Below are 25,078 nucleotides of genomic sequence, written 5' to 3'. Positions count from 1 at the left end.
TTCCCTTTCAAGCTGGAAGGTTCTTCGCCGCAGCCTCTTGAGCCTTGGCGATTTCCTGGTTGCGCAAGATAAAGCGCTGCAATTTGCCGCTTGGGGTTTTCGGCAACTCGCTGACAAATTCGATTTCACGGGGGTAGGAATGCGCCGCCAGGCGCTTGCGTACGTGCTGGCGCAGCTCTTCGGCCAACGCAGGTTCTGCGCGGTATTGCGGGCTGAGCACGACGAACGCCTTGACCAGTTCGGTGCGCTCCGGATCGGGTTTGCCGACCACGGCGGCCTCGACCACGGCCGGGTGTTCGATCAGCGCACTTTCCACATCGAACGGGCCGACCCGGTAGCCGGAGGTGGTGATCACGTCATCGCTGCGACCGACGAAGCTGATGCTGCCGTCCGGGTTCCACTCGACGGTGTCGCCACTCAAGTAGTAGTTGCCGACAAAGGCCTTGGTCGGCCCGCCTTCGTAGCCGGCGAACCAGCACATCGGCGACTGGCTGCGGTCGATGGCCAGGATGCCGGGCTGGCCAACGCCGAGTTCCTTGTATTCGTCATCGAGGACCGCAATGCGGTGGCCCGGCGAGGTAAAACCGGCGGCGCCCATGTGAATCGGGTGTTCAAGGCCATGGTGGTTGCACAGCACCATGCCCAACTCGGTCTGGCCGTAGTGGTCGTGGATGACCACGTCGAGGTTGTCGGCGAACCAGCGGATCACTTCCGGGTTCAGCGGCTCGCCGGCGCTGCTGACGATGCGCAGCTTGCCCTTGATCGACCTGGCGAACTCATCGCCGCCGGCAATCAGCAAACGGTAGGCCGTCGGGGAACCCGCGAGATTGGTAATCCCGTACTTGTTGATCACCCGGCAGGTGCTTTCGAGGGTGAACGGGCCATCGTAAAAGGTGATCGGATGCCCCATCGACATGGGCCCGGTGACACCGTAGTAAATGCCGTAGGCCCAACCCGGATCGGCGACGTTCCAGAAAGCGTCTTCCGGGCGCAGGTCAACCGCGTCGCGGATGTAGCTCTGGAACGCAACGATGGCCTTGAGCGGCACCGACAGCGCTTTCGACGGGCCGGTGGTGCCCGAGGTGAACATCATCAGGAACGGATCTTCGCCAGTCAGCAGCACGGGTTCGCAGTGGGAGGAATGGTTGGCCAGTTCGGCCCAGAAACTGCTATCGCCACGCACCAGGCCCTGCCCTTTGGGGCCGGTGACGGTAACGATGGTCGGGCAGTCGGCGACTTCGGCGAGTTTTGGTCGGTTCACCGCGTCGGTCACCACCACTTTGGCGCCAGAGCAGCTCAGGCGGTGCTCGATGGCTTTGGGGCCGAACGCGGTGAACAGCGGTTGATACACCGCGCCGATGCGCCAGGCGGCAAACACGGTGATCAGCAATTCGATGTTGCGTGGCAGCAGGCCGGCGACCTTGTCGCCCTTCTTCACGCCCTGGGCCAACAGGTAATTGGCGAAACGCGCGGCCTTGTCCTGCAAATCAGTGAAGGTGTAGGTCGCACTGGCGCCGTCGCGCCCCTCCCAGAACAGCGCGATGCGACCCGGCAAGGCATGCCGGTCACAGCATTCGACACAGGCGTTTAGTGCCGTCAGATCGCCTGCGAGTGTGGCGTCGACTGTGTGCTGATAGTTGAACTGATCTGTAGCAGACAAGTAATCGCGCATTGCCAGAATCCCTTTGTGTTTCTTATTAGGTTGGGGGGAACCGTAATCAACAGGGAAATACTCGCTCTGCGAGGGGTGGCGGGCAATGGTCAAAGTTATCAAGTTGCCTGACTGCTTTGGCCAAGGCCCTCAGGCATCAGGAAGTGAAGCGCACCCCCGGTTTAGCGCGCTCGTCCACGGTCAGCTCGAACACATCCGGGCGAGCGTAGTGACCGACCACGTCATAGTCGTAGCGGGCACGCACCAGGTCGTCAGTATCGATCTGCGCGGTCAGAAGACCTGCGCGATCTCGCATCGGTCCGGCGAGGATGTCGCCCATGGGTCCTACGATCACGCTGCCGCCAGCGATCAACGGCCGATCCGCCGGCCAGTTGGCGATGTCCAGTCCCAGGGCCTGGGGCGATGCCTGGACCTGACAGGCGCTGACCACGAAACAACGCCCCTCATGGGCGATGTGGCGCATGCTGACCTGCCACATCTCCCGTTCGTCCACGGTCGGCGCGCACCACACCTCCACGCCCTTGGCGTACATCGCCGTGCGCAGCAGCGGCATCATGTTTTCCCAGCACACCACCGCACCGATGCGCCCGACCTGGCTGTCGATCACCGGCAGCGTCGAACCATCGCCCTTGCCCCAGATCAGCCGTTCGGTCCCGGTGGGCATCAGTTTGCGGTGTTTGGCCACCAGCCCGGCCTGCGGATCAAAGTACAAGGCGGTGCAGTACAAGGTGCTGCCGGCGCGCTCGATGACGCCGATCACCAAATTCGCCCCGGTGCGTGCGGACAGCGCCGTCAGCGCCTCGGTTTCCGCGCCGGGCACGTCGATGGCGTTGGCAAAATAGCGCGCAAAGGCTTCGCGACCTTGCGCCAGCCGAAAACCAAGCTGAGTGCCAAAACCCTCGCCCTTGGGATAACCGCCCAGCAGCGCTTCGGGCATTACCACCAGCGCAGCGCCGGATTCGATGATCGCGTGTTCATAGAACAGGATCTGTTCCAGGGTGTCGGCCTTGCCACCGGGCAAGGCGCCAATCTGCAAGGCCGCAACGATTGATTTGGGCATCACGAAAACTCCATTCGCATCAGGGGTTGCTCATTCTCCGGCGCCACGTGATCATCAATAAAGACCGATTCACTGCTGAATGATATGAACCAGATGAATATCACCAACATCGACCTCAACCTGCTCAAAGTCTTCGAAGCGCTGCACGAAGAGTCCAGCGCCAGCCGTGCCGCCTTGCGCCTGGGCGTGACGCAATCGGCGGTCAGTGCAGCCTTGCGCCGGTTGCGCGAGGTGTATGGCGATCAACTGTTCGTGCGCACCGGGCGCGGCCTGGCGCCCTCGCTCAAGGCCAATCAGCTCAAGCCGGTGGTCAGCGAGGCCCTGAACAAATGCCGGCAGAGCCTGGCGATGGTCGACCCGGCTGCGCAGCAGTACGAAGGTCGCTCGGTCACCGTGGGAATGTCGGATGATTTCGAAATTGCCTACGGCCGGCGACTGATCGAGGAAATCGCCCGGAGCGCGCCGAAGTTGCGGCTGATTTTTCGCCAGACCCACAGCCAGATCGTTGCCCAGGCGTTGATGGAGCGCAGCATTGACCTGGCGATCACCGCGGGCGGGTTTGCCGAACGGCTGCTCAGCCGCCAGGTGCTGGGAGAAGGTGGTTATCTGTGCCTGGCAGACCCGTCGAGCCTGGCCGAGGGCCAGCACAGCATGAGTCTTGAGGAGTTTGTGGCCCGCGAGCACATTCTGGTGTCGTCCGGCGGTTTTATCGGGATTACCGATGAAGGATTGGCGGCGCTGGGCCTGAGTCGGCGGGTGTGCGCCTCGACCACGCATTTTGCCGCGCTGCCGCATTTGCTCAAGGGCAGCCAGGCCGTGGCGACCATTCCAGCCCATGCCGCCCGAAGCATCGCGACGCTCAGCGGCCTGGCACTGCTGCCCTGCCCTTTGGCCTTGCCGCGCTACCCGATCGAACTGGGCTGGCGCACCAGCACCCAGCTTGACCCGGTCGTGTTGAAAGTGCGCGAGGCGATTGTCGCGAGTTTCGCCTGACAGCCGATGTTATTTGTTGGCCGCCATCAGGCGATTGACTTCACTGCGCACCATGTTGGCGTATTCCGGGGGCGACATACCGTCCAGTTCGGCGCGCACCCATTCGGCCCACTTGCCTTTGCGCTTGGCCCGTTCACCAAACAACCGTGCGGCCTCGCCCTTGGCTTTGCCCAGGTTGTTTTGCCAGAGTTCGAACAGACGGGATTTCTCGTCTTCAAGCGCAGCGCGCTCGGCGAGGGGTTTGTCGGCCAGATTGAAGCTCATGGGAATTTCCTGCTGCGTAAAATTGGCGACATCTTACACTGTAGGGCGAAATGTCCTGCGCCGGTTTTTCAGCGAGATGACCTTCCCGGGCAAAATAGCTGCAACTTTTCCGACGACCGCAGACTCCATTGTTCACTGTCCACTTACCCGCAAGGAGTACTTCAATGGCCCGCAAAACCGCCGCGCAAGCTGCCGAAGATCAAATCAAGGATCAAGCGTTCAGCGAACTTCAATCGTTGATCGAAGAGTCGGAAAAACTGCTGAAAAGCAGCGCCTCACTGGTTGGGGAAGAAGCGGACACCCTTCGCGGACAAATCGCCCTGAAACTCCAGCAGGCCAGGGATTCGGTGAACAGCGTGCGCAACCGCACCCTGCCCGCGGTCGAGGCCACTGAAACCTATATCGGCGGGCATCCATGGCAAACCGTGGCGATTTCCGCCGGGTTCGGTCTGGTGGTGGGGTTGTTGCTGGGGCGTCGCTGAACACTGGCAAACACTGGAACCCTGTGGGAGCGGGCTTGCCCGCGATGGACGTGAGGGCACCGCGGGGAATCAGATTTCCCGCGTAATCGTTAACGACCATCGTCGGAACGCCGCCCGGAGCAAGCTCGCTCCTACAGGATCACTCCCCCGCCAGCTCCCGCAGGTTCGCCAGCGTCCGGGCATCCAGTTCAATGCCATTGGCCAGCGACTTGGCGCGCTGATGATGACGCCGGTCACCCGGCAAACGCTTCAGGCCGACACCGTGCATTTGCCGCACCAGTTCCTGGCTGCGTTCGGCAAAACTTTGCCCCGCTGCCTTGTCCGGATCAATCACAATCAGCAATTGGCCCGTCCAGGGCGTCTTGGCGCCTGGGTGGTTGTTCCAGTCGAACTCGAAGGAAAAATTGCCGCCGGTCAGTGCCGCCGCGAGCAACTCGACCATCATCGACAACGCCGAGCCCTTGTGTCCGCCAAAAGGCAGCAACGCGCCGCCCTCAAGAATTGCTTTCGGGTCGGTAGTCGGCTGGCCGAGGCTGTCCACACCCATCCCTTGCGGCAAGCTTTCACCCTGGCGTGCGGCAATTTGCACGTCGCCATGGGCAATGGCACTGGTGGCGAGGTCGAAGACAATCGGTTCGCCGCCAGCCCGTGGCGCGGCGAAGGCAATCGGATTGGTACCGAACAGTGGTCGGTCGGCACCGTGGGGCACCACGCAGGTCATGCTGTTGACCACGCTCAACGCTACCAGCCCTTCATACGCGAAGGGTTCGACATCTGGCCACAAGGCCGCGAAATGGTGCGAATTACGGATCGCCAGCACCGCAATGCCGGCACTTCGGGCTTTCTGCACCAGTAATTCGCGTGCCGCCGCCAGGGCCGGTTGCGCAAAACCGTTATTGGCGTCGACCCGCACAAACCCCGAAGCCACATCTTCGACCACCGGAACGGCCTGGCCATTGACCCAGCCGCTTTGCAGCGTCGAAACATAACCCGGGATCCGGAACACCCCGTGACTGTGGGCGCCATCGCGCTCGGCGCCGGCACAGTTTTGCGCCAGTACACGGGCAACCTCGGCCGAGGTGCCATGACGCAGAAAAATCTTTTCCAGCAAAGCGCTCAGCGCTTCGAGTGACAGGTATGACGAGACGGCAGTAGAGGCGTGATCGTGTGGCGCAGACATCTGAAGCTCCAGAATGATTATTGGAGGGAACAACAGCGTACAAAGACCCGCCGATTAACAACGCGTGGCGAGTGACCTGTCAACCTTTCGCTCAGGGGCGACGAGGTAAATCCGTGTCACCAATGCCCACGCCCCGTGCGTTATCTATTTACCACCTGCATCCGCGCACCCGCTTTTAGTCTCGATGCTCAACCCACAGGCGCCCTTGAGTGGCACCTTGAGCGAGACTCGACGATGTCTACACCCGTAACTCCGCTGTTTTTCCCCGAAGCACTGTCGTTGCCCGGCCTCTGGCGAGAGCTGGGCCAAACCCACGGGCTGACGCAAAAGGATTTCCAATGGTTCAGCCATATCGAACTGGCCAGCCAGGCCCTGCGCGATGAGCAGACGCCGCCCATGCTGGCGAAAAAAATCCTTTTGAAGATCCCTGGCCAGGAGCCCGTGGCACTGGCCGGCAGTTTTTTGCTGACCGCGACGCCGGATGAGAACGGCGTGATTCTCTACACCCCCTACGCCGGCATACAGAAATTCACCAGTCGTTCGGCCCTGACCGAACATCTGACGGCACGCCTCAAAACAGCCAACGAAGACGATGAACTGCTGGCCTTCATGGCGCTGGCACAACGCAAGGCCGTGGTGGCTGCCGACGATATCGGGCTGGAGTTTCAAACCATTGAAGGAGACGTGTTCGAGGACCAGCGCAACACCCTCTCCCGCCATCAGCAGCTCAACGACCAGGCCCTGCTCGATGAACTCAAGGCACTACCGTCCCTGACGTCGCTGCTCGATGCATTGCTGGCTGCACAACTGACCGCGTCTTTTCCCGACGTGGATCAGAGCCAGACCCGGGTGAACTTCTATCTGGCAGCGACTGACGGGAACGAGGATGCAAGCCGTCCGTCGCGACCTTGGGTCAATTCCCTGTCGCTGAGTGATGCCGTGCTCCTGCACTATCGCCATCAGCGTTGGCCCTCCGGGCAGACCCATGAATTTTCCCACCCGAAAAAGTCCCTGCTAAACGCAGACCAGGGGCACTGGGAGACGGCGGTCACGACTGTCTCGCGCAAACTGGTCAGCCTGCTGATCGGGCAGCTCGAACAATACTGGGACGCGGCGAGCGCCAATGGCGCCTCGCGTCGCGCACTCTTCGGCCGGGCCATCGCCGATCAGGCGCGCGTGCAGCTGCTGCTCAAGCGCGAAGCCGGGATCATCACCCCGAAGCAAAGCCAGGACCTGCACGCGTTGATCTCGACAGCCAGCCGGACGAACACATCAATGACGGTCGAAACCGTGCGCCTGTGGGAGTACCCGGCCAATTACGTCGAGCTGGCCGGTTCACTGATGGTCAGCGCCAGTCATGCGTTTCTCTACACGCCCACCGAAGGTTTGCAGGTGCTCAAGGACTATCAGGACTTGCGCGATACCGTGCGCAGCAAGTTCGGCGCGGCCGGTCACGAGGACGAACTCTATGGCCTGCTGAGCCTGGACGAACGCCAGCGATTCATTGGTTTTGACCGGCCGAATGTGACCGGGGAAGCGATTTCCGGCGCGATCTTCAGCAAACTCTTCGACGCCATCGTCACCAAGCAACTGCAAAACACGGAATACAGTCTGCAGGTGTTCCGCCACAGCGACGGCGCCGTGGACATCCAGGCCCTGTTCGACAAGGCGCTGGATATCCGTTCGATGATCAACGAGCGGCTGCTGAAGCTGGAGACTGACGGACGCTGGAGCACTCGGCCGGTGTTGTCCGGCGACCAGCATCCATCCATGGTGCTGGCCGATACGGCGGCAGCGTTCGTCAAGAGCTTCAGTGACATCGAAACGCTGATCAACGCCGACTTCGCCGCACAACCGATCGCTTCACTGGCGTTGCAGCGGGTCTACCTGGAAAACCTGCAGCCGCGCCTGGCCCATGCACTTTCTGTCGGCATCCGCGGCGAGGCAAGCCTGCGCACCCTCAGCGCGACATTGACGGATGCGGACCGGGCCATCGTCGATACAGTGTTCAACCCGGATCAGGCCGAAAGACATAACCGTCGCTCGTTGAAGGGCTTCCGACCCGATGCCTATTCACTGACCCTTGAGTGCTCCGGTGTGCGGGATGTCCTGCCGCTGGCCCATTGCCTGCTCCTGACCGAGCGCGGCGGACTCGATCCCTCGCATTCCGGCCGAACGATTCTGTGGACGCCCGCCGAGGGGCTGGAGGTGTTTGACAACATCAGCCGTGCCAGGCAGGAACTGAACCGGCGCCTGCTCGACCCGCAACAACGCATGGCGCTACTGGAAAACCTCACCCCGAGCCAACGCCAATTCCACCAAAGCTACTCGCTGGGTGCGCTGCGGCTGATTGAAGGATCAGTACTGGAGCAAGTCGCACGATCATCCATCGATCACTTTCTGGCTCGCTGCGAACACGCGCGCAGCCTGGAACTGAGCGACACGAAGCAGAAAAAGGCGCTGAAAGCGCTGACCACCGCCGGGATCAACACCCATTTGCGCAGAGCCACCTCGATCGCCCGGGCGATCACCCTGCAACAGTCACTGCCCACATGGCTTGGCATGGCCCCGCTGGAAGATCAGCGGCTGCACGTTGAACTGCTGGAGCAATACCGCAACAGCGTCGAGGAGGACAAAGACTACCTGCACGGGATCACTCCCCTCAGGTCGTATGTGCATGAACGGCTGACGACGTTGCTCGGCAATCGCTTCCCGGACATTACGCTGGACCCCGACGATATTCAAATCATCCCCGACCTCAACCTGACCGGTCCCGCCCGCAGCCTTACCGAGTTCGCCCTGAACCATGTCAATGCCGCGCAAGGTTCCGGATTCCAGGTTTCCTCGACAACTCCTCAGGCGCTGCCCGAGGGGCTGGACCAGGCCGCGGTCCGTCAACTGCTGCAGTCATTGAACATTGTGCAAAGCTACGCAGTACAGGTAACGCAGACGTTGTCCGGTGCAACGGCCGATGCTCAAAGCCGGATGCAGCGCTTCGTCAAGCAACTGCCCTGGCAACTGCTGCAACACGCCCACGAGCTGAAGCTGTTGCAAAGGCTATCCAGCAGCGCGTTCGATTTGCTTCGACAGGTGCTCGACATGCCGGACGCCAGGGCCCGGGCAGCCGTACAGGGAGCACACGCGATTGCCCGACCTCTGGAGCTGATCAAGACCACCGGCGCCGCCGGGGTCAAAGCGTTGGGCCTGTACCTGGTGAGCCCCGGCAACGCAAAGGCCGGGCCGCAGGTCCTCTATGCCCCTTACCACCCTGGCGGCTCGCCTTTTATCGAATTCGACACTGAGGCCAGTCTTGTCTCGGCGCTGAACACGCCGGGCCCCTTGCAGGACATGTTGCTACGGCGCCTGCCGGACAGCGAGCAGTCCGCCTTCCGCAACCTGTTCAGCTCGACCGTTGGGCAATCGAGTGAGATCACCCTCGCATCCAGCCCCATCGACGGCAACTTGCTCACCCAGCTGTTCCACGACAACACCCGACTGCTGTCGCAAATGCTTGGCAGCCAGTTACACACGGCAAGCCAGGCGGACTGGGAGGCCGTCAAACATCTGTTCGGCGCCAACATCCACCGCATACTTGGCCTGTTGCCGGGCAAACTCGCTTATGCGCAGTTTCTCTGGAACGCCTACAAGGATGCCCTCAACTCCGCAGAAGCCCTGCAGGATCATCACTGGAAAGTTGCACTGGAGGAGTTCATCGCCGGTGCGGCGCAACTCATCTCATTGGGCAGGCTGTCGCTCGAAGGATGGACCGACACGGCCCAGGCAACCCAGGAAAACCCTGGCGCACCGATCGCCACACCGATCATCGCGCCAAAGTGGTCCGAGATCGATTCGACGGCACCGCTGCGCACACGGCTGCAACCGTTCGAAACCACGGTCGAACTCAAGAACCTGACGAAAAACAGCGCTGACGGCACCTACCTCGATGCGGCGAGCAAAAAAACCTATGCCCCCATCGCCGGCAAGGTGTACGGCGTAGACAAGACCGGGCCGGCCTGGCGAATGATCAGGGACAAGGAACAGGGCCCGGTACTGCTGACCGCGCCAGACAAGCGACTGGTGATCGACCCGGACATCCATACGGTGCACTTCGGCAAGGCCATGTCGAAAATGCACAACCAGTTGGCCCATGCCCATGTCGCCAGCGAGGTGCTGAATATCGAGGCCCGGGGGATGGAAGACATTCGCGCCAGGCATCCCGAAAAAGCCCGAATGATCGTGCAGGCCATCGACATGGCGCGCTATTACGCGTTCAACAGCCTGCACAACATGACGCAACTGCGCAGATTCGTCCCCGGTACCCGGCTGGACACCTTCCTCAAAGATTTCTTTGGTGTCGGCCAGGTCAACGCAGCGCTGCTCGACAAGATCAAGGACGCCATCCTCCCCATCTGCAATGCGTTGGTCGACCCCGATGAAGACTGGATGAACTCCCATCGTTTTATCGTGGGCTCAAATCGGGACCCGCAGGACAACTGCATCGCGTTTGTCCTGGACAAGGATCTACAGCGCCACGTGCATTTCACCGAAAGGTTCTTCGATCAACAGCTCGACTGGTACAAATCCTGTCTGACCGAGCCCTTCAACGTCGACGGCCACAGCCAGGCCGCCACGCTGATTCACGAGTTCGCTCACCTGTTTTCCGCGGCCGAGGACATTGCATCCCTTGAAGCCCGGCGCCCTTTCAGCGACCTGGTAGAGCCGATCACGGCCTACGGTGAAGCCATGAAAGAGTCCCAACTGAAATTCCAGCGAGAAGCCTTGTCGCTGAACACGCCGAAGGAGGAACTGTTTGCGCGTTGGAACAGCGGCCTGCAATCGTGGATCAGTCTGGATTCGATCCCGGCGGCCTATCACGTTGGCAAGGCCATTCTCAGGTTAACGGGCAGCACGACCATGGAAAGGGCACGGGAAGCATTCCTGGACGGGCAAAATGCGAACTTCAGGGCTGACGTCATTTTGCACAATGCCGATTCGCTCGCGTTCCTGATCTGCGAAATGGGCCGGCAACTGGACCCGGTGCCGGTCACACCGGCCTCCTGAACCTGATTCTGACATCACAAAGCGCAGATCCCGGATCTGCGCAGCACATCGGCCGCAATGGCTCTGTGATGATTTTTTTGATCTTTTTTTCACGCGCCCTATGGATACTGCAAGCCGACAACAGGCTATCCAGGGGCGGAGCGTTGAAAAAAAGTTACACATTGATAGTTAAATGCCATGACTGATGTTCTCGCAGACTGCCCCCAAGGTTAGAATGCACGAAATCAGGATGAGCCAATGACCGACCCCACGCTCTCGGAAGCCGAATACGACGCCATCACCGATGCCGCTGCGCATTGGTGCATGCGTCTGCACGCCAATGACTGCACAACGCAGGAGCGCCAGGCGTTCGAAGAATGGCGTAATGCACATCCGCTCCATGCCTTCGAGTACGAAGCGATGCTGGAAATATGGGATGTGGCCGGCGACCTGCCCCGCCCCGCGCCCGTCCTGCCGCTGGTTCGCCCCCAGCCCGAAGCCCCGTGGCGACGCCTGGCCATTGCCGCGGCAGTCTGTGCCCTGGCGCTGCCTTTGGCCGGATATGGCGGCTGGCACCTGGGCTGGGTACCGAACGCGTACCAGCATTTCCAAGCCACCGACAATGTTCGTACGGTCACTTTGAAAGATGGCAGCCAGGTGGAGCTGAACCTGGGCAGCGAGCTGACGTACAGCAACTACAAGGATCAGCGGCAAGTCACGCTGAAAAAAGGCGAAGCGTTCTTCAGGGTCAGCCATGACACCCGCCACCCTTTTGTGGTCAAGGCCGCCGAAGGCCGGATTCGCGTGACCGGCACCCAATTCAACGTCTGGATGTATGAAGACCAGGTCAAGGTCAATCTGATCCAGGGTTCGGTACTGGTCAGCAGCAACACTGACCTGCCCGGCGACGGTTTGCGTCTCGACCCGGCGATGCAGGCCAGTTATCGTCGCGGCGACTTCACTCCCCGCATCAGCCAGACCTATGAAAATGACAGTTCGCTGGCCTGGCGCCAGGGCAAGCTGGTGCTCGACGATCTGGCACTGAGCGATGCGCTGCCATTGATCAATCGTTACCTGGACAAACCGTTGATGGTCGCCGACAACAGCACCGGCTCGATCCATATCGGCGGCATCTACAACATCAAGGATATCAACGGCCTGGTGAAGTCCCTGCCGCGGGTCCTGCCGGTCTACCTGACCCGCAATGACAACGGCAATCTGGTGGTCAACGCGATCCCGCAAAAGCCCCCGAAAAACTGAAAAGGCCGCCACCCTTGCGGGGTGCGGCCTACAGTGTTCCCGTAAAACTCCATTACCTCAATGCGCGACGACCTTGGCATCCTGCTGGCGGATCGTCCGTACCTGATACTGCGGATCGGACGTGATCTGTTGCTCGGTGAAGGGCAGCACGCTCCATTGCTTCTGCGAAAAGGCCTGCGTCTGATCCCGTGAAAATTTCGAAGCAGGGTCACTCGACAACGAAAACGCCAGCAGCCCCTTGGCTTGCGGTCCTTTTTCGTCAAAGGTCACCACTTGCAGGTAACTCGTACCACTGACCACCTCGCGCTTGCCATCGCTGCGCGGCACGCTCTGGATAGCGTTGTAGACCCCCAGCGTACCCGGCCCGCCATGGATCGGCGTCTGTTGCCCGCCGCTGCTGACCACCTGGATGTCACCCCAGCGAGTGTCCGGCTTGAGTCCTGACGCCTTGACCTGCTCAGCCGAAGCCAGCATCGCTGTGCGCAGCGCCTTGGCCACTGGCGGGTGATCGACGGCGAGTCCACTCGGGGTGTGTTGCGGATCCTGCGGATCGAACGCCACGCGCCATACGCCCGGCACCGACTCCAATGCCTCCATGACATTCTGGAAGTGCACAAAACCCAGACCGCTGCCCAGGTTGGCCTTGCGGTCCCAGGCCTTGAGGCTGGCACACAGTGGCGCGAGCGTTTTGGCATCGGCACCGAGACCCGCCGCGCAGAATTGCAACAGGTCCGGCATCACTTGAGCCGCCTGATAGACCTGATCATCCATGACCATGTTCTGCAAGTCCGCCACCGCGACCTTGCCGGCCCCGGTCAGCGCACTCAAACGGTCCAGGGCAAAGCGTGAACGCAGGCCCAAAGGCTGGCCATCCTGGCTGATCAGCGGCGAATAACCGGTCAGCGGTTGCGCCGGATTGGCCATCCACGCCGAATCGTTGGAATGCTGGACAAAATCCTTGCGCAGCAGCTGCGGCAACTTATCCGCTGCATAGATGCCCTGTTGTGGCGCCTGCGGGTCGATGTCCCAGGCACAGGCACTGTTGGAGCCGTCAAGAATGATCATCTGCAGGCCGATCCGCGGATCGCTGCATTGTGCCAGCTTGTCGACGCTGACGTTGGGCACCACCGAGAGGTTCATGTACAGCGTCTGCCCCTGATCGTCCGCCGCCAGCGTGTTGACCCACGGAATGCCCTGGATCTTGTGCACCGAGTCCTGGAAATCCTTGAGGTTTTCGGCGCGGTTCATCGCGTACCACTGCTGCAGGACGCGATCGTTATCCAGGTTGGCGTCGCGCAGGCTGAAGGCGTACTGATGATCCCAATCCAGTTTTCCCGGCCATTGCACCACCGGACCGAACTTCGAGCTGTAGACCACACGGGAAATCGCCTTGACCTGCCCGTCCGCCTGCCTGACGTTGACGGTCACAGTCTGCTGGTCCATCGGCAAGGACTGGCCGTCGAGCAGATAACGGGTCGAATTCTTGGGATCGAGTTGCAGGCGGTACAGCGTGAAATGCCTGGACGAATCCACGGTGTGGGTCCAGGCCAGATGTTGGTTGAAACCGATGTTGATCAGCGGCAGGCCGGGCAACGCCGCGCCCATCACGTCCAGTTTGCCGGGAATGGTCAGGTGCATCTGATAAAAACGCATGCCGCCCACCCACGGGAAGTGCGGATTGGCCAACAACATGCCGCGTCCGTTAAAGGAACGTTCGCTGCCGATCGCGACCGCGTTGCTGCCGCGGTCCAGGGCAAACCTTTGCATGCGCGTGGCGGCCACCTGGAACGCTGCCTGGCCGTTCGACGCCCGGGCCACGGCTTGGGGTGGCGTGGCACCGGCCAGGGCTTCGGCGAACTGGCCGACGCCACCTTCGACCAACAGGCGCCGGGTCAGCTTGACCAGATCCGACGGGGTGATGTCCCGCACCCAATCACCCTGGCACTGTTGCGGCAGACCCTGGGCACGACGTTCGCTCAGGAAACGGTTGTACCCCGCTACGTAACCTTCAACCAACTCACGCACTGGCGGAGTCTGGGCCTGCCAGAAACCGGCGACGGCTTGCGGGGTGTTGAGCCAGGTGAAGAACAGATCGCTGACCAGGTTCTCACGCGCCTCGACGGTGAACTGATCCGGTCCGAAATAGCGCGAACGCTCGCCGTTCACCGTAGTGATCTCGTTCGCCAGCAGGCACAGGTTGTCCTGGGCGTAGGCATAGCCGATGCCGTAGCCCAGCCCGCGCTCGTTGTCGGCGCGGATATGTGGCACGCCGAAACTGGTTCGGCGGATATCCGCGCTCGTTTGCGCAAGCGTATCGCTCGCGCTCGCCGCAAGGCTCAGCCCCAGGCTCAACCCCAGAGTCACACCCGCCAGGCTCAACCTGGTTAACTGGCTGGAAATAATCACGCTCGCTCCTGATCGAAAAAACGATGGCCGCCGTTGCGCGCACCCACGCGCGCAGTGCCTCCCTGTAGGGACGAAGCTCACATCAATAATTTAGGGTTTTGCCGCGCATTGGCGTGCGAACTGACAGGCTGATCACACGACGTCGACAAAATTTCTACATTCGAGCCTTCATGATTTGGGCAGCTCATACGTCTAAACTTGTAAGAGCGCCCCATTTTTCCTGATCAGGCTCTGAAAAGGAGTTTTGCAATGTACAACTCGCAACTACCAACGGACGGTATCAACGCGCCAAAGGGTACTTCCATGGGAGTCGGCGTATTCGAGCCGCGTACCGATCGCCACGGCAACGAGCGGATCCGGATCCTGCTCAAAAGCTATGGCCTGCGCACCAGCCTGATCCGCCTTAAAGTCATCGATGCCCTGCTGACGGCCGCCGAAAGCGAGCGCAGTCTTGGCGTGCGCGGGGTGCACAGCCAATTGCTGGACCTGGACATTCCCCTGTCCTTTCTCAGCGTGCGCGAAGTGCTAAAGCGCTTGTGCAGTGAAGGCGTGATTGTCCTCAACCCCGACAAAAGCTACAGCCTGCATCCACAGGCTGCCGCCATCCTGCGCAACCAGTGAGCGAATGATCAGGTCTTGACCTTGCGGCGCATCACGCCATTGATGACGACCACAATCACCGCCACGCCAATGGCGATGTACTGGAACATTTTTTCGCTGATGACGCCGGTGTTCTGCAACCAGGAAAGGCCAAACATGATCCCCAGCACCACCAGGGAGATCAGAATCGAGTATTTCAAACGTTGCGACTGAGTCATTGCGGGTTCCTGAATCTGAAAATGTATCCGGTTTGTATCAAGACGCTTGCCAGGCACTTACCCTGTTCCCAGGATAAGCGGCCACAAGCGGGGTCACATGTTACAGCCGATGAAGAGTTTTAGCTTCATTGCGGCAATAACCATGAGGACTTTCAAATGTTGCGTCGAATCACATTGCTGATTCCCCTGCTGGCCATCCTGACCCTGAACGGTTGCATTGTTTTCCCCCATGGGGGCTGGCATCACGATCACTACTACGACCATAGCGGACCGGGTTACTACCCACATCGTTAACCGCTGTTCAACGTCCTGAATCCTTCCGGTAAAAGTCATTGCCGGGCTGGGCACAGAGTTCCACCAGCCAGTCGCCGGGATAACTGACGCTGGCGTGGGTGACTACCTGATTCCGATTCCGGGCACCAAGCAACGCAAATACCTGGAAGAAAACGTGGCCGCTCTGCAGGTGAGGCTGAGCGCTGGTGAACTGCAGGCGCTGGAGTCGGTCTTTGCGGCGAATGCCACCGCTGGCCTGCGTTATCCGGGGGAAGTCATGAAACTGCTCGACCGATGAGATAACGAAATATCTGTAGGAGCGAGCATGCTCGCGAAAAACCTGAGAGCACCGCGGGGTGTCAGGCTCCCCGCATCATCGTTGACCTCCATCGCGAGCAAGCTCGCTCCTACAGGTATGCGTGAAGAACCTTTTTTGACCCGAGGATCACGTAAACACGCGCCTGCGGCATTTCAACCTGACGATTTTGTAATGTCCCCCTCATCTGCCTGACAGCTCTGATCTACCATCATCGAACAGCCGATCTTTGTAGTACTTCGAAACACTCCTTGAATGCCTGACCGGAAAAAAGGGTCAGAATGCGTTTTTTTGCCCGTTAGCCGAGACGAATCCCATGCGAAACCCTCTGCGTCTGATCGCCCTGAGCGCCCTGTTCATGTCCTCTCTGGTCCAGGCCGCCGACCTCATTCCGATCGAGGTTCATCGCGACGCCAATTGTGGTTGCTGCAAAAAATGGATCAGCCATCTTGAGGCCAATGGTTTCAAGGTCGAAGACCACGTCGAAGCCAACATGAGCGAATTCAAGCAACAGCACGGCGTGCCGCCACGCCTGGCGTCGTGCCACACCGCGTTGATCAATGGCAAATTCGTCGAAGGTCACGTCCCGGCCGACCAGGTCCTGGCCTTGAGCAAGCGCGACGATCTGTTGGGCGTCGCGGCCCCCGGCATGCCCATGGGTTCGCCCGGCATGGAAATGGACGGCATGAGCGATGCCTATCAGGTCATCGGCCTGAAAAAGGACGGCACTGACGTGGTGGTTGCGGACTACCCCGCCCATTGATGCCAGGCGCGTACCTTGGGCTGTTTTTCGCGGCATTCGGTGCCGCCACGCTGCTGCCGTTGCAATCGGAAGCCGTGCTGGTCGGCCTGTTGCTCAGCGACCGCTCCTGGCTCTGGGGACTGCTGGCGGTGGCGACGTTCGGCAACGTTCTGGGGTCGCTGCTCAACTGGTGGCTGGGGCGCGGGATCGAACGGTTCCGCGAGCGGCGCTGGTTTCCAGTAAGCCCCCGGCACCTGGAAAAAGCCCGGCTGCATTACCAGCGCTACGGCCATTGGTCATTGCTGCTCAGTTGGCTACCGGTGATCGGCGATCCGCTGACACTGGTCGCCGGGGTCATGCGCGAGCCATTGGGACGCTTCCTGTTGATCGTCACCCTGGCCAAAGGCGCCCGCTACGGCGTATTGGCCGTCGCGACGCTGGGCTGGATGGGTTGAACCATCGAGGGCGGCGATTGCCTGTGTTTAATGCCGCCCTAATCGAGCCGATCCAGCATCGGCGGATTTTCCATGGAGCTCACCCATGTCGCGCCACTTCCCCCGCTGGTTACCTGGCCTGTTGTTGACTGCCGCCCTGCCCGCCATCGCCCACGCCGAAGCCCACACCCAAGCCCAAGCCCAAGCCCAAGCCCAAGCGCCGGAATACGGCCCTGAGCTGCAAGGGTTCGACTATCCCTACACACTCAAGCATTTCGCCTTTGAATCCCAGGGCCAGTCCCTGCAAATGGGCTATATGGACGTCGCCGCACACGGCAAGGCCAATGGACGCAGCGTGGTGCTGATGCATGGCAAGAATTTCTGCGGCGCCACCTGGGACAGCTCGATCAAAGCCCTCAGCGACGCCGGCTATCGGGTCATCGCCCCGGACCAGATCGGCTTCTGCAGCTCCAGCAAGCCAGCGCACTATCAATACACGTTCCAGCAACTGGCGACGAACACCCAGCAATTGCTCAAGGCATTGGGCATTCAGAAAGCCACCCTGCTGGGGCACTCCACCGGCGGCATGCTCGCCACTCGCTATGCCTTGCAATACCCCGAACAGGTCGAGCAACTGGCACTGGTCAACCCCATCGGCCTGGAAGACTGGAAAGCCCTCGGCGTGCCCTATCGCACGGTAGACCAATGGTATGAACGCGAACTCAAGCTCAGCGCCGACGGTATCCGCAACTACGAACGCACCACCTACTACGGCGGCCGTTGGAAGCCGGAATTCGATCGCTGGGTCGACATGCTCGCCGGCCTCAACAAAGGCCCGGGGCATACGCAAGTCGCGTGGAACTCGGCGCTGATCTACGACATGATCTTCACTCAACCGGTGTACTACGAATTCCAGAACCTGAAGATGCCGACCCTGCTGTTGATCGGAACGTCCGATACCACCGCCATCGGCAGTGACATCGCCCCGCCCGAGGTCAAGGCGAAGATCGGGCACTACGACGTCCTCGGCAAACAAGTGGCGAAGTTGATTCCCCGGTCCACGCTGGTCGAATTCCCTGGCATGGGCCACGCGCCACAGATGGAAGAGCCGGCACAATTCCACCAGGCCCTGCTCGCCTGGCTGAACAAGACCAACCCCGTGCGTTGAAGAGGTAAGGCTGATGCCTGTGCAGATTGCAGTGCTTGATGATTGGCAGGATGTGGCGCGGGATGTGGTGGACTGGTCAGCGCTGGACAGCGTCGGCCAGGTGAGTTTCCTCCATGACTATCCCGCCGACAACCAGACGCTGGCCGAGCGTCTGGCCGGGTTCGAGGTGATCTGCGTCATGCGCGAGCGCACGCGCTTCGACGAAGACCTGCTGCGCCATCTGCCCAGGCTCAAACTACTGGTGACCGGCGGCATGCGCAACGCCGCCCTGGACCTGAAAGCCGCCGCCGCGCTGGGCATCCAGGTCAGCGGCACCGACAGCTACAAACACGCCGCACCGGAGCTGACCTGGGCGCTGATCATGGCCGCCACCCGCAACCTGGTGGCCGAAGCCAATGCCTTGCGTGCCGGCCAGTGGCAACAAGGCCTGGGCGGCGACCTGCACGGCAAGACGCTGGCGATCCTCGGCCTTGGCAGCATCGGCCAGCGTGTCGCGCAATTCGGCCAGGTGTTCGGCATGCGCGTCATCGCCTGGAGCGAAAACCTCACCACCGAACGTGCGGCGCAAGCCGGTGTGACCCGTGTCAGCAAGCAGGAGTTGTTCGAACAGGCCGACGTGCTGTCGGTGCACCTGGTGCTCAGCGACCGCAGTCGGGGCCTGGTGGACGCACAAGCCCTGGGCTGGATGAAGCCCACGGCACTGCTGGTAAACACCGCCCGCGGACCGATTGTCGATGAGGCGGCGCTGATCAAGGCACTGCAGAAGCAACGACTGGCCGGTGCCGCTCTGGACGTCTTCGAGCATGAGCCGCTTCCCGCCCACCATCCATTCCGAACCCTGGACAATGTATTGGCGACGCCCCATGTCGGGTACGTGAGCCAACAGAACTACCGGCTGTTTTTCTCGCAAATGATCGAAGACATCCAGGCCTGGGCGGCGGGTACACCGATTCGTTTGCCGGGTTGAACGAAAATCCCCTGTGGGAGCGGGCTTGCTCGCGAAAGCGGTGGGTCAATCAACATTGATGCTGCCTGACACTCCGCCTTCGCGAGCAAGCCCGCTCCCACAGGGATCTTCAGCGCGCACAAAACCATGCCCGTTCGCAATCGGCCACCAGGGCACAATGAATAATTGTGCATGCTGGGGTGTTCTCATTACATCAACCTTGCACTGCGTCTGGCGGGACGCGTCCTGATCTGAACCCATGAAGCTCTGGAGCAAAGCCCATGAATATTCGTTTTGCAGTTCTGATGCCCCCGTTGTTGCTGACCGTTGCGTTGTCCGGTTCCCTCGCCCTGGCCAACGGCGGCGATGACGAGCCGCCCGCCAGACCCAACTACCCGAAAGGACAGGTGCTCGATACCCGGTCGCAGCGGTGCGTCAAACAGACCAGCAGCCTGGTGCCTGACGAAGACCGCACCAACTATGCCTATCAACTGGCCAAGGACGGACGTTATGAAGAGGCCCTGGCCCTGCTCGACACGCTGAAACAGCCAAATACCGCAAAAGCGCTGAACTATCGCGGCTACGCCACGCGTAAACTGGGACGCACCGACGAAGGCATCGGTTATTACCTGCAATCGGTAAAACTCGACCCGCAATACGCGCAAGTCCGCGAATACCTGGGCGAGGCCTATGTGGTCAAGGGCCGGCTGGACCTTGCACAGGAGCAACTGCAGCAGATCAAATCCATCTGCGGCAATACCCAGTGCGAGGAGTACCAGGACCTGGCCGAAGCCATCAACGGATCATCGAAAACCTGACAACCCGAGCGGACGGAGGTCGCCATCGCCAGCGATCAGGCAATACGAACGGAACTGAACCAGCATCTGGCGCGTTTATGGCGCTACGGCCTGCTGTTGTCCCGGCAACGGCATATCGCCGATGACCTGGTACAGGCCACCTGCGTGCGGGCGCTGGAGCGGGCCGGGCAATACGAGCCGGGGACGCGCATGGACCACTGGCTGCTGAGCATCCTGCATTCGATCTGGCTCAACGAAGTCCGTGCCCAGCGGGTGCGGCAAGGCCAGGGCCAGGTGGATGCCGACCAGGCCTTGTCGTTCGATGGAGAGTCGGTGGCCCAGACCCACGTGTTGGCGGCACAGGTCATCCGCCGCGTCGATGCATTGCCCGAGGCCCAGCGTGAAACGGTATTTCTCGCCTACGTCGAAGGATTGTCCTACCGCGAAGTCGCCGACGTGCTGCAAGTGCCCATCGGCACGGTCATGAGTCGCCTGGCCGCCGCCCGGGCGAAACTGGCCGAATATCCACCGTTGCACACGGTGCCCCACCCTTACCGAGGAGAACATTGATGAACACGAAACCCTCGGACGAACAACTGGTGGCTTATCTCGACAACCAGCTCGATGCCGAGCAGCGCTCGCGCATCGACGCGGCCATCAGCGCCGACCCGATGCTGGGCCTGCGCCTGCAATGGCTGGATCGCAGCAGCCTGCCGTTCAAGGACGCCTACGATGAACTGGCCCGGCAGGCGCCGGTGGATCGCCTGCAAGCCATGCTCGCCACACTGCCCTCACCCGCCCGGCCCGGGCTCAGCCGACGCTGGTTCCTGGCCGCCGCGGCCGGGTTACTGGCCGGCGGCGTACTGGCGGACCGTTTGTTCCTCGGCTGGCAAGCGAGCCAGCAGACTCACAGCTGGCGCGGTCTGGTGGCCGATTACATGGCGCTCTACGTGCCGGAAACCCTGGATCACATGCCCGCAGATGAAGCCACCCAGCGGGCCCAACTGCGGACCATCGACGCGCGCCTGGGCCTGGACCTCGCGCCGGCAAAACTGAGCCTGCCCCGTGCCGAGTTCAAGCGGGCGCAAATCCTCGAGTACGACGGCGCCCCCATCGCCCAGATCACCTACCTCGATCCGGTGCACGGCCCCATGGCGCTGTGCGTGACCCGCTCCAACAGCGGCAGCCGCCATTTCGCCCGGGAACAGCGGCGCGAGCTGAACATCGTGTATTGGGCGGACATGGAGCACGCGTGGATGCTGATCGGGCATCAGCCAATGGCGGATCTGGAAGAGATGGCCAGGCTGTTGCGGGGCCGGTTGAGCGCTTGATACGCAGGCACAGGTTTGCGGGGGCGTAAAAAGCCGCCGCAAGCCATCATGTTGTTCTGCGGCCGACCCCGACTTCTCAAGGTCTTGTACCCTTTGCGGCACACCATCCACCCCGCTCGTCATCGTGTATCTCACCGCATCGCCGACAAGAAAACAGGCGTTACCCTCTGCGGTCATGTTCGGCCCAATCCGGATCGCCAAGGTGCAACACCCGCCATCAGGCATGACCATCGCAAACTTTGTCGACAGGCTTTCGACCTTGACTTCCCTGATTGCACTGATCGTGCCCTGCCCGCTGGTTTTTATTATTGGCGTGCCCATTCGTCCCTCCAGCCTTGCCGCCCTGTATTGACTTCGCAGGCTAATGAAACCCGTAAGCGTGGCACCTTGCTACTGTCAAACCTGACAGATGATGCGGCCGTTTGTCGAAATCAGACCGGCAATGGCAACCACAAGCGAAACCGCGCCCCGCCCAGCGGCGAGGCTTGCACCGTCAGCGTGCCGCCCTGGGCTTCCAGGGCGCGGCGACTGATCGCCAATCCCAGTCCGAAACCACCCGTGGCGCGGTCTCGGCTGCGGTCGAGACGGTAGAAGGGTTCGAAAATCCGTTCGCGCTCGTCATCCGGAATGCCGATGCCGTCATCGTCGACCCAGATTTCACAGCCACCGGCACAGACCTGCACACCGATCTGGATACGCTTTTCGCAGTAGCGCATGGCGTTGCGCAGCAGGTTTTGCAAGGCGCGGGCGGTCAGGCGCGGGTCGAGGTTGAAGCGTTCGAGCTGGCCGTGGAGCAATACGTCGATGACGATGTCCGGGGATTGTTCGTCGTCGATGCTGCCCAGAATGCTGTCGATGAATTCGTCAAGCGACACTTCGACCCGCTCCGGTAACCGCGCCGGGTTTTGCAGACGGCTGTAGGACAGCAACTCAAGCACAAGCTCATCGAGCTCACGGATGTGATCGACCAGCCCTTGCAGGCGTTCGCGACTGGTGGCCGGCAAGTCGTCGGACAGGGCCAGCGCCAGGCCAAAATCCAGCCGTGTCAGCGGTGTGCGCAGTTCATGGGAGACTGCGTTGAGCAGATCGCGCTGCTGGTTCAACAGGTTCTCGATGTCGCCGGCCATGGTGTCGAAGACGTTGGCCAGACTGCCGATGTTTGAACTCGGGGCAATCTGCGTGCGCTCGCTCAAGTGGCCCTTGCCGAAGCGTTCCGCCGCGCTTTTCAAACGTTCCAGGTCGCGCCAGTGCGGGCGCAACCACAGCAACAGGCACGCGAGCATGGTCGCGCCGATCAGCACGTTGATGCTCCAGTACAACAGGCTGACATCCATCGGGTCCGGCGGCACGACCATTTGCACCACGGTGCGCTCGTTCAGTGGTGCCACTGCCAAAGTGCGCCAGCCCCAGTCGCCGATCCGCACAACGTTCTCGCCGCGCTGCAATCGCTGCTGCTCATCAGACGTCAGGCTGCTGTCATCGTTACCGCTGAGCACGATGTGCAGCGGATTGAAGTCCTTGTCCATTTCGGCGGCCAGGGCCGGCCACTGTTCGGCCGGGGCCGCGTGAAACTGTTTGACGATCAGCGTTTGCAGGCCACGGGAGTAATCGAGGTTGTAGGTGACAAAGCGCTCCTGGAACACCTTGATCACCAGATCCGGCACCAGATAAATCGCCGCGCTGAACGAGACGATGGTCACCAGGTACAAGCGAAAGAGGATTCTGAACATCGGCTCAGCATTCCCACTCGGAACGGCTGAACAGGTAGCCCTTGCCCCACACGGTCTTGATCTTGCGCGCCTCGCCGGCGTGGTCGTCGAACTTGCGCCGCAACTTGGAAATCGCCACGTCCACCGAACGGTCGGTGCCGTTGAATTCGATGCCACGCAGGCGTTGCAGGATCTGGTCGCGACTCAGCACCTCCCCGGCATGCCGGGCCAGCACCACCAGCAGGTTGTACTCACCGCTGGACAAGTCCACCAATTGCTCGCGCCAGGTCACGGTGCGTTCGGACAGGTCGATGCACAGGTTGCCCATCAGAATGCGGTCGTTGGCGGTCTGCGGTTCGCTGAGGCTGCTGCGGCGCAACAGGGTCCGCACCCGCGCCAGCAGCACCCGTGGCTCGCAGGGTTTGGTCACGTAATCGTCGGCCCCCATTTCCAGGCCCAGTACCTGATCGTGGCTGTCGTCGCGGGCGGTGAGCATCAGGATCGGCAAGGTCGCCGAGTCGGCGCGCAGCAGGCGACAGACCTGCAGGCCGTCGAGGCCGGGCAGCATCAGGTCGAGGATCACCAGGTCCGGCGGATTGAGCCGCGCACGTTCGCGCACATGGTCACCGCGACCGATCACGCTGACGGAATAACCGTTGCGCTCCAGGTAGCTGGCAATCAGTTCGGCGAGGGCGGTGTCGTCTTCGACCAGGAGGATGTTGGGCATGGGGTGTTTCCAGAAAAAAGCAGTGGCGCCTGCATTGGCCTCTTCGCGGGCAAGCCCGCTCCCACAGGGATTTGAGGTGAACACAAATGATATGAACACTACCGACCACTGTGGGAGCGGGCTTGCCCGCGAAGGCGGCCTGTCAGGCGCAATAAAATTCAAGGACTGAAGGATATACGCCCTCACTCGTCTCTGAGTAAAACCCTTACACAATTTCACACAGCACCAACAAAGCTTCACCGCTACCCTCGCCTGCGCCCAGTAGCATGCTGGGAGTCTTTATTGGGGTATTACATGTCGAAGAATCTGCTTGCCAGGCTCAGTCTGATTGCTCTGGCGTTGACACTGGGGGCGTGCGACAAGGCCTCGAACGCCGAGGAACAGGCGCCGCTGGCCACGGTTCGCATCGAGACCATCGAAGCACAACCACTGACCATCAGCAGCGAACTGAGCGGACGGATTGCCGCACCGCGCATGGCCGAAGTTCGCGCCCGCGTGGCCGGCGTGGTCCTGCAGCGAACCTTCCGTGAAGGCAGTGATGTAAAACAGGGCGATGTCCTGTTCCGCATCGACCCGGCACCGTTCAAGGCCGATCTGGACAGCGCCGAAGCAGCGCTGCGCAAGGCCGAGGCCAACGCGTTCCAGGCCCGGTTGCAGGAACAGCGCTATGCCCAGTTGATCGACGACAAGGCCATCAGCGCTCAGGACTACGACAACGCCCGGGCCAACGTGCGACAGACCGCCGCCGACGTCGCGGCCAACAAGGCTGCGGTGGAGCGGGCGAAACTCAACCTCGGCTACGCCACCGTCACCGCGCCGATTTCCGGGCGCATCGGCCGTGCGCTGGTCACCGAAGGCGCGCTGGTCGGGCAGAACGAAACCACGCCGCTGGCACTGATCCAGCAACTCAATCCGATTCATGCCGACTTGACCCAGTCCACCCGTGAGCTCAACGAACTGCGCCGCGCCTTCCGTTCCGGCCAGTTGCAGCAGGTCGGCCAGGACCAGGCCAAGGCCACGCTGATTCAGGATGACGGCAGCCTCTACCCGCTGCCGGGCAAAATGCTGTTCAGCGACATCACCGTCGACCCGGGCACCGGCCAGATCATCCTGCGCAGCGAGTTCCCCAACCCCGACCTCGACCTGCTGCCCGGCAGTTTCGTGCGCGTGCGCCTGGAACAAGCGGTCAACCGCCAGGGCATCAGCGTGCCGCAACGGGCCATCCAGCGTGACAGCGCCGGCATCGCCCAGGTGCTGCTGCTCGACGCCGAACAGCGCGTCGGCCAGCAACCGGTCGAACTGGGCGCCGTGCAGAACGATCGCTGGATCGTAACCGGCGGCCTGAAAGCAGGCGACCGCATCGTCATCGAGGGCCTGCAGCACGCCCGCCCCGGCGAGAAAGTGCAGATCGACGACTCCCCTCTTCCACTTGCCCAGGTGACTGGTCAGTAAGCAGGACG

23 protein-coding genes and 1 pseudogene are annotated in these 25,078 nt (G+C 61.2%); 16 read left to right on the top strand and 8 right to left on the bottom strand.

The window, feature by feature from the left end:
* Positions 1-7: 7 nt before the first annotated feature.
* Positions 8-1,672, bottom strand: coding sequence for an AMP-binding protein (locus KSS91_RS13515; protein ID WP_126045723.1), 1,665 nt, complete (start codon positions 1,670-1,672; stop codon positions 8-10).
* Between the two features lie 136 nt (positions 1,673-1,808).
* Positions 1,809-2,732, bottom strand: a complete 924-nt coding sequence (locus KSS91_RS13510; protein WP_217838294.1) for a carbon-nitrogen hydrolase family protein — start codon at positions 2,730-2,732, stop codon at positions 1,809-1,811.
* Positions 2,733-2,816: 84 nt separating this feature from the next.
* Here KSS91_RS13510 and KSS91_RS13505 point away from each other — a divergent pair, with 84 nt between their 5' ends.
* On the top strand, positions 2,817-3,725 hold the full coding sequence (locus KSS91_RS13505; RefSeq protein ID WP_217838293.1) for a LysR family transcriptional regulator: 909 nt from the start codon (positions 2,817-2,819) through the stop codon (positions 3,723-3,725).
* Between the two features lie 9 nt (positions 3,726-3,734).
* Here the strand turns inward: KSS91_RS13505 and KSS91_RS13500 are convergent, their stop codons facing one another.
* Positions 3,735-3,989, bottom strand: a complete 255-nt coding sequence (locus KSS91_RS13500) for a hypothetical protein (protein ID WP_007970091.1) — start codon at positions 3,987-3,989, stop codon at positions 3,735-3,737.
* Between the two features lie 164 nt (positions 3,990-4,153).
* On the opposite strand from KSS91_RS13500, the gene KSS91_RS13495 reads away from it, so the two are divergent.
* Positions 4,154-4,471: an ElaB/YgaM/YqjD family protein gene (locus KSS91_RS13495; RefSeq protein ID WP_217838292.1), complete on the top strand. Its 318-nt coding sequence runs from the start codon at positions 4,154-4,156 to the stop codon at positions 4,469-4,471.
* 139 nt (positions 4,472-4,610) lie between these two features.
* On the opposite strand, the gene KSS91_RS13490 is transcribed toward KSS91_RS13495, so the two are convergent.
* Positions 4,611-5,651 carry an Ldh family oxidoreductase gene (locus KSS91_RS13490; RefSeq protein ID WP_217838291.1) on the bottom strand — a complete coding sequence of 347 codons (1,041 nt, stop codon included), beginning with the start codon at positions 5,649-5,651 and terminating at the stop codon, positions 4,611-4,613.
* 234 nt (positions 5,652-5,885) lie between these two features.
* Here KSS91_RS13490 and KSS91_RS13485 point away from each other — a divergent pair, with 234 nt between their 5' ends.
* Both KSS91_RS13485 and KSS91_RS13480 read left to right on the top strand, forming a co-directional pair.
* Positions 5,886-10,712 (top strand): M35 family metalloendopeptidase, encoded by a 4,827-nt coding sequence (locus KSS91_RS13485; RefSeq protein ID WP_217838290.1) that lies wholly within the window; start codon positions 5,886-5,888, stop codon positions 10,710-10,712.
* Positions 10,713-10,949: 237 nt separating this feature from the next.
* Positions 10,950-11,951 (top strand): FecR family protein, encoded by a 1,002-nt coding sequence (locus tag KSS91_RS13480; RefSeq protein WP_217838289.1) that lies wholly within the window; start codon positions 10,950-10,952, stop codon positions 11,949-11,951.
* 57 nt (positions 11,952-12,008) lie between these two features.
* On the opposite strand, the gene pvdQ is transcribed toward KSS91_RS13480, so the two are convergent.
* Entirely contained in the window at positions 12,009-14,357 is a 2,349-nt protein-coding gene (gene pvdQ / locus KSS91_RS13475) for a bifunctional acylase PvdQ (protein WP_217838288.1), read from the bottom strand.
* A gap of 249 nt (positions 14,358-14,606) precedes the next feature.
* Here pvdQ and KSS91_RS13470 point away from each other — a divergent pair, with 249 nt between their 5' ends.
* Positions 14,607-14,978 (top strand): fe2+ zn2+ uptake regulation protein, encoded by a 372-nt coding sequence (locus KSS91_RS13470; RefSeq protein ID WP_217838287.1) that lies wholly within the window; start codon positions 14,607-14,609, stop codon positions 14,976-14,978.
* An 8-nt stretch (positions 14,979-14,986) separates the two neighbouring features.
* Here the strand turns inward: KSS91_RS13470 and KSS91_RS13465 are convergent, their stop codons facing one another.
* A complete protein-coding gene (locus KSS91_RS13465) occupies positions 14,987-15,175 on the bottom strand; it encodes a hypothetical protein (protein WP_015094967.1) in 189 nt (62 codons plus the stop codon).
* A 156-nt stretch (positions 15,176-15,331) separates the two neighbouring features.
* On the opposite strand from KSS91_RS13465, the gene KSS91_RS13460 reads away from it, so the two are divergent.
* The 10 genes and pseudogenes from KSS91_RS13460 (at position 15,332) to KSS91_RS13415 (ending at position 21,534) form a co-directional block, all read left to right on the top strand.
* Positions 15,332-15,469, top strand: a complete 138-nt coding sequence (locus KSS91_RS13460) for a hypothetical protein (RefSeq protein ID WP_217838286.1) — start codon at positions 15,332-15,334, stop codon at positions 15,467-15,469.
* Positions 15,470-15,566: 97 nt separating this feature from the next.
* Positions 15,567-15,746, top strand: a pseudogene (locus tag KSS91_RS13455) (aldo/keto reductase); the annotation flags it as partial.
* Between the two features lie 334 nt (positions 15,747-16,080).
* Positions 16,081-16,527 (top strand): DUF411 domain-containing protein, encoded by a 447-nt coding sequence (locus KSS91_RS13450; protein WP_095966660.1) that lies wholly within the window; start codon positions 16,081-16,083, stop codon positions 16,525-16,527.
* On the top strand, positions 16,527-16,961 hold the full coding sequence (locus tag KSS91_RS13445; RefSeq protein WP_217838285.1) for a YqaA family protein: 435 nt from the start codon (positions 16,527-16,529) through the stop codon (positions 16,959-16,961). The genes KSS91_RS13450 and KSS91_RS13445 overlap by 1 nt, the downstream gene beginning before the upstream one ends.
* 85 nt (positions 16,962-17,046) lie before the next feature.
* Positions 17,047-18,108 (top strand): alpha/beta fold hydrolase, encoded by a 1,062-nt coding sequence (locus tag KSS91_RS13440; protein ID WP_217838284.1) that lies wholly within the window; start codon positions 17,047-17,049, stop codon positions 18,106-18,108.
* Positions 18,109-18,121: 13 nt separating this feature from the next.
* Positions 18,122-19,075, top strand: coding sequence for a D-2-hydroxyacid dehydrogenase family protein (locus KSS91_RS13435; protein WP_217838283.1), 954 nt, complete (start codon positions 18,122-18,124; stop codon positions 19,073-19,075).
* 260 nt (positions 19,076-19,335) lie between these two features.
* Positions 19,336-19,872, top strand: coding sequence for a tetratricopeptide repeat protein (locus tag KSS91_RS13430; protein WP_217838282.1), 537 nt, complete (start codon positions 19,336-19,338; stop codon positions 19,870-19,872).
* Between the two features lie 66 nt (positions 19,873-19,938).
* A complete protein-coding gene (locus KSS91_RS13425; protein WP_437179752.1) occupies positions 19,939-20,421 on the top strand; it encodes an RNA polymerase sigma factor in 483 nt (160 codons plus the stop codon).
* Positions 20,421-21,182, top strand: a complete 762-nt coding sequence (locus tag KSS91_RS13420) for an anti-sigma factor family protein (RefSeq protein WP_217838281.1) — start codon at positions 20,421-20,423, stop codon at positions 21,180-21,182. Before KSS91_RS13425 ends, KSS91_RS13420 begins: the two co-directional genes overlap by 1 nt.
* A 124-nt stretch (positions 21,183-21,306) precedes the next feature.
* The gene (locus tag KSS91_RS13415; protein ID WP_217838280.1) at positions 21,307-21,534 is read left to right on the top strand and encodes a hypothetical protein; all 228 of its coding nucleotides are present in this window, start codon (positions 21,307-21,309) and stop codon (positions 21,532-21,534) included.
* Between the two features lie 79 nt (positions 21,535-21,613).
* Here the strand turns inward: KSS91_RS13415 and KSS91_RS13410 are convergent, their stop codons facing one another.
* Both KSS91_RS13410 and KSS91_RS13405 read right to left on the bottom strand, forming a co-directional pair.
* On the bottom strand, positions 21,614-22,912 hold the full coding sequence (locus KSS91_RS13410; protein ID WP_217838279.1) for an ATP-binding protein: 1,299 nt from the start codon (positions 22,910-22,912) through the stop codon (positions 21,614-21,616).
* 4 nt (positions 22,913-22,916) lie between these two features.
* Positions 22,917-23,618, bottom strand: a complete 702-nt coding sequence (locus KSS91_RS13405; protein ID WP_007970971.1) for a response regulator — start codon at positions 23,616-23,618, stop codon at positions 22,917-22,919.
* 294 nt (positions 23,619-23,912) lie between these two features.
* Between KSS91_RS13405 and KSS91_RS13400 the strand changes: the two genes are divergently transcribed.
* Positions 23,913-25,070, top strand: coding sequence for an efflux RND transporter periplasmic adaptor subunit (locus tag KSS91_RS13400; protein WP_217838278.1), 1,158 nt, complete (start codon positions 23,913-23,915; stop codon positions 25,068-25,070).
* The last annotated feature ends 8 nt before the right edge of the window (positions 25,071-25,078 follow it).

Origin of the sequence: Pseudomonas azerbaijanorientalis (assembly GCF_019139795.1) — a bacterium.
Classification (GTDB): Bacteria; Pseudomonadota; Gammaproteobacteria; order Pseudomonadales; family Pseudomonadaceae; genus Aquipseudomonas; species Aquipseudomonas laurylsulfatiphila.
This window is presented reverse-complemented; position numbering and strand designations above follow the sequence as displayed.

Coding starts and splice junctions, on each gene's coding strand:
- KSS91_RS13515 (WP_126045723.1), bottom strand. CDS start 1,672: ATGCGCGATTACTTGTCTGCTACAGATCAGTTCAACTATCAGCACACA.
- KSS91_RS13510 (WP_217838294.1), bottom strand. CDS start 2,732: ATGCCCAAATCAATCGTTGCGGCCTTGCAGATTGGCGCCTTGCCCGGT.
- KSS91_RS13505 (WP_217838293.1), top strand. CDS start 2,817: ATGAACCAGATGAATATCACCAACATCGACCTCAACCTGCTCAAAGTC.
- KSS91_RS13500 (WP_007970091.1), bottom strand. CDS start 3,989: ATGAGCTTCAATCTGGCCGACAAACCCCTCGCCGAGCGCGCTGCGCTT.
- KSS91_RS13495 (WP_217838292.1), top strand. CDS start 4,154: ATGGCCCGCAAAACCGCCGCGCAAGCTGCCGAAGATCAAATCAAGGAT.
- KSS91_RS13490 (WP_217838291.1), bottom strand. CDS start 5,651: ATGTCTGCGCCACACGATCACGCCTCTACTGCCGTCTCGTCATACCTG.
- KSS91_RS13485 (WP_217838290.1), top strand. CDS start 5,886: ATGTCTACACCCGTAACTCCGCTGTTTTTCCCCGAAGCACTGTCGTTG.
- KSS91_RS13480 (WP_217838289.1), top strand. CDS start 10,950: ATGACCGACCCCACGCTCTCGGAAGCCGAATACGACGCCATCACCGAT.
- KSS91_RS13470 (WP_217838287.1), top strand. CDS start 14,607: ATGTACAACTCGCAACTACCAACGGACGGTATCAACGCGCCAAAGGGT.
- KSS91_RS13465 (WP_015094967.1), bottom strand. CDS start 15,175: ATGACTCAGTCGCAACGTTTGAAATACTCGATTCTGATCTCCCTGGTG.
- KSS91_RS13460 (WP_217838286.1), top strand. CDS start 15,332: ATGTTGCGTCGAATCACATTGCTGATTCCCCTGCTGGCCATCCTGACC.
- KSS91_RS13450 (WP_095966660.1), top strand. CDS start 16,081: ATGCGAAACCCTCTGCGTCTGATCGCCCTGAGCGCCCTGTTCATGTCC.
- KSS91_RS13445 (WP_217838285.1), top strand. CDS start 16,527: ATGCCAGGCGCGTACCTTGGGCTGTTTTTCGCGGCATTCGGTGCCGCC.
- KSS91_RS13440 (WP_217838284.1), top strand. CDS start 17,047: ATGTCGCGCCACTTCCCCCGCTGGTTACCTGGCCTGTTGTTGACTGCC.
- KSS91_RS13435 (WP_217838283.1), top strand. CDS start 18,122: ATGCCTGTGCAGATTGCAGTGCTTGATGATTGGCAGGATGTGGCGCGG.
- KSS91_RS13430 (WP_217838282.1), top strand. CDS start 19,336: ATGAATATTCGTTTTGCAGTTCTGATGCCCCCGTTGTTGCTGACCGTT.
- KSS91_RS13420 (WP_217838281.1), top strand. CDS start 20,421: ATGAACACGAAACCCTCGGACGAACAACTGGTGGCTTATCTCGACAAC.
- KSS91_RS13410 (WP_217838279.1), bottom strand. CDS start 22,912: ATGTTCAGAATCCTCTTTCGCTTGTACCTGGTGACCATCGTCTCGTTC.
- KSS91_RS13405 (WP_007970971.1), bottom strand. CDS start 23,618: ATGCCCAACATCCTCCTGGTCGAAGACGACACCGCCCTCGCCGAACTG.
- KSS91_RS13400 (WP_217838278.1), top strand. CDS start 23,913: ATGTCGAAGAATCTGCTTGCCAGGCTCAGTCTGATTGCTCTGGCGTTG.